The 3457-nt window shown below is 72.4% G+C and carries 2 protein-coding genes and 1 pseudogene; all 3 read right to left on the bottom strand.

Annotated elements, in window-relative coordinates; genetic code table 11:
* A partial coding sequence (locus CH341_RS29660; protein WP_111422977.1) for an MFS transporter occupies nt 1-1480 on the bottom strand: 1480 nt, incomplete at its 3' end.
* A gap of 92 nt (nt 1481-1572) precedes the next feature.
* Nucleotides 1573-2052: pseudogene (locus CH341_RS29665) on the bottom strand (YcgN family cysteine cluster protein); the annotation flags it as partial.
* A 271-nt stretch (nt 2053-2323) separates the two neighbouring features.
* The gene (locus CH341_RS29670; RefSeq protein WP_111422982.1) at nt 2324-3367 is read right to left on the bottom strand and encodes a patatin-like phospholipase family protein; all 1044 of its coding nucleotides are present in this window, start codon (nt 3365-3367) and stop codon (nt 2324-2326) included.
* Nucleotides 3368-3457: the final 90 nt, after the last annotated feature.

The raw sequence follows: 3457 nt of genomic DNA on the forward strand, positions 1-3457 counted from the left end.
GTTCCTCCATGCGCAGGAGCGCCAGCAGGCCGCCGGCGAGCGCCACCGCGCCGGCGGCGAACAGCCAGCGGAACACCGCGGCCGCCTCCGGCCCGTGCAACGTCACGGCCGCGGCGCTGCCGCCGCCCCGCTCCGGCACCACGCCGAAGCCGGCCAGAAGGATCGCGCCCAGCACGGCGACGAGCAGCGAGCTGAGCAGCGCGCGGGAAAAGTTCATCACCCCGGTGGCGGTGCCGACCTGATGCGGCGCGACCGCGTTCTGGATGCACACGGTGCACACCGGGATCGCCGTGCCGGTGCCGAAGCTGACGATGCACAGCAGCCCCATGCCGACCGCGAGCGACGGCTCCGGCAGCGCCGCCAGCGCCACGACCGCCGCCACGGCGGCCGCGTAGCCGATCATCGGGATCAGCTTGTAGCCGTGCCGGCTGGTCATGGCGCGGCTCGACAGCATCGATCCGGGCGCCGAGACCAGCGCGACCGGCACCAGCGCCAGCCCCGCCATGGCGGCCGAGAGCCCGTGCACGGTCTCGTAGTAGAGCGGCAGGAACACGGTCATGGCCATCGGGGTCGAGACCGCACCGGCGCTCGCGACGGTGCCGAGGCGCACCACCGGATTGTTCAGCACGGCCGGCGGCAGGAACGGCTCCTCGGCGCAGGCGAGCCGCCACGCGAACAGCACCGAGAACAGCACCGCCGCCGCGACCAGGCCGGCGATCGTGCCCGAGATCCACGGCACCCGCGTGCCGCCCCAGCCGAGCGCCAGCAGGGTGGAGAGCGCGGCGAGCGTCATCAGCGCGGCGCCGAGCCAGTCGATGCGATGCGGCCGCTCGTGGCGCGGCAGCTTCGCCAGCGCCCGCCAGCTCGACACCGCCACGGCGGCGCCGAGCGGCAGGTTGGCCCAGAAGATCATCGACCAGTGGCCGTGCTGCGACAGCACGCCGCCGATCACCGGGCCGCCGAAGCCGGCGACTAGCCAGACGATCCCGATATAGGCCTGGTACTTGCCGCGCTCGCGCGGCGCCACCACGTCGGAGATCACGGTCTGGGCGAGCGGGAAGATGCCGCCGCCGCCGATGCCCTGCAGGCCGCGGCCGACGATCAGGGTCAGCATGTCGGGAGCGAGCGCCGAGACGGCCGAGCCCGCCATGAACAGGCCGATCGCCGCCATCATCATCACGCGCCGGCCCCAGGCGTCGGCGAGCTTGCCGTAGAGCGGCGACACCACGGTCGCGGCGAGCAGATAGGCGGTGACGACCCAGGTGAGATTGCCGAAGTCGTTCAGCGACCGGCCGATGGTCGGCAGCGCCGTGGTCACCACGGTCTGGTTGGCGGCGGCCAGGAACATCGCCACCAGCACGCCCAGCACGATGCGGCGGACCGCCGGCTCGTCGAGGGGCGCGGCGGACGGCGCCGAAGGGGACGGCGTTTGGGTGGACGCCTGCGGCGGCTGCGGACCGGGCGCCTCCGGCGCGCTCACCGGCTCGTCAGCCGTTTGCCGCCCGGCGCGATCCCGCCGGCGGCCGGGATCTTGGCTCCCGGCGAGACGGTGGTGTCAGCCGGGAGCTTGGGCCGCGGCGGGAACTTGGCGCGCGGCGGAATCCTCGTCGGCCAGGAGACGATGCGGTCCTCGAGGTCCTCGCCGCCCATGGCGTCCTCGAACAGGCCGACCCGGCCGCGCACCGAGACGCCGGCCGCGTGGACGGTCTCCGGGTCGCCCGACACCAGCGGGTGCCACCAGTAGAGATCGCGCCCCTCGGCGACCAGGCGGTAGCCGCAGGTCTTCGGCAGCCATTTCAGCAGCGGCACGTTGTCGGGCGTGAGCTGGTCGCAATTCTGAACCTGGGCGCGCCGGTTCGGGTAGTCGCGGCAGCGGCAGGAGGTGCCATCGAGCAGCCGGCAGGCGACGTCGGTGTGGTAGATCTCGCCCGTGTCCTCGTCCTCGAGCTTGTTGAGGCAGCAGCGCCCGCAGCCGTCGCACAGGCTCTCCCACTCGGCCGGGCTCATCTCGGCGAGGGCCTTGCGCTTCCAGAACGGGACGGAGTCGGACATCGGTATCCCCGGCGGGCGCCGGCGGATCGGCGCGAACGCCTCAGATGTCACGGGCGGGACGGAGTTTCAACCTCGCCAGTCCGATGACATCGGCACGCGAGCGGCCCCGTCGTCCGCTCCGTGCCCCGGACAAGGGTGCGTCGGGCCGCAGGCCCGATGGGCCGCAGAGCCGGGGCCGAGGGGCGGCACGGTCGGCGCTCCTTGCTGTCGCCCCCTGGGTCCCGGCTCGCGGTGCGTCGCACCGTGTCCGGGACACGGCTCGCGGCATCCCTCACAAGAACAGCCCCGCCACGTCGAGCGTCGAGCGCCGCCCCACCGCGTCGCCGTTCGCGGCGAGCCAGGTCTCGGCGGCCGCCCGGCCCTCCTGGCGCAGGCGCGAGAGCAGGCCCCAGTCGGGATGGAACTGGGTGACGCCGCACAGCTCGGCCATCGCGGCGTCGTCGCCGATCCAGTGCATCAGCATGCGGTGATGCTTCTCACCGTCCAGCTCGTGGGCGTCGATCAGCCGGGTGACGAAGGCGATCGCCCGCATCTCGCGCATCAGCGACGAGTTGAAGCTGATCTCGTTCATCCGGTGCAGCACCTCGGCGGCGGTGCGCGGCAACGCCGGCCGCTCGCGGGCGCCGACCTGGACGACGATCACGTCGCGGGTGCCGTCGCGATAGACCAGCGGATAGATCGCCGGATTGCCCAGGAAGCCGCCGTCCCAAAAGTGCTCGCCGGCGATCTCGACGGCCTGGAAATAGGGCGGCAGGCAGCACGAGGCCAGCACGGTGTCGACCGTGATGCCGGGCGTCTCGAACACCGCGATCTTCCCGGTGCGCACATTGGTGGCGTCGAGATACAGCCGGACCGCCGCGGCATCGTTGACGCGCGAAAAGTCGACATGGTCGAGCAGGAGCTTGCGCAGCGGGTTGAAGCGGAACGGATTGAGCAGGTCGGGCGGCAGGCTGTGGGTGAGCGCGTGCACGGCGGCGTGCGACGGCATGTATTCGGGCGGCAGGCCGAACGCCTCGGCGAGCCGGTCGAAGGCCGACCAGGCGAGGCCGAACATCTGCTCCATGCCGGACACGGCGCGCCAGAACGCCTCGAGCTTCTCGCACGCCCGCTCGGGGCCGCCTTCGACGAGGCCGTCGGCCAGCACCACGGCGTTCATGGCGCCGGCGCTGGTCGCGCTGATCGCCTCGATCGACAGCCGCCCGTCGCGCAGGATCGCCTCGATCACGCCCCACGCATAAGCCCCGTGCGCCCCGCCGCCCTGCAACGCCAGAGCGATGGGTTTTTGGCCTTCGATGGAATTGCCCGTCACTGACATGCCCCGTCACCCTGAGGTGCCCGGCGAAGCCGGGCCTCGAAGGGCGACGGCCCGGGTTCCCGGGCGCTCATCCTTCGAGGCTCGACCTTC

It is taken from the genome of Rhodoplanes roseus (assembly GCF_003258865.1).
Lineage (GTDB): Bacteria > Pseudomonadota > Alphaproteobacteria > Rhizobiales > Xanthobacteraceae > Rhodoplanes > Rhodoplanes roseus.

Bases quoted from the DNA above. Each gene is read 5' to 3' on its own strand.
- CH341_RS29670 (WP_111422982.1), bottom strand. From the start codon at position 3,367: ATGTCAGTGACGGGCAATTCCATCGAAGGCCAAAAACCCATCGCTCTG.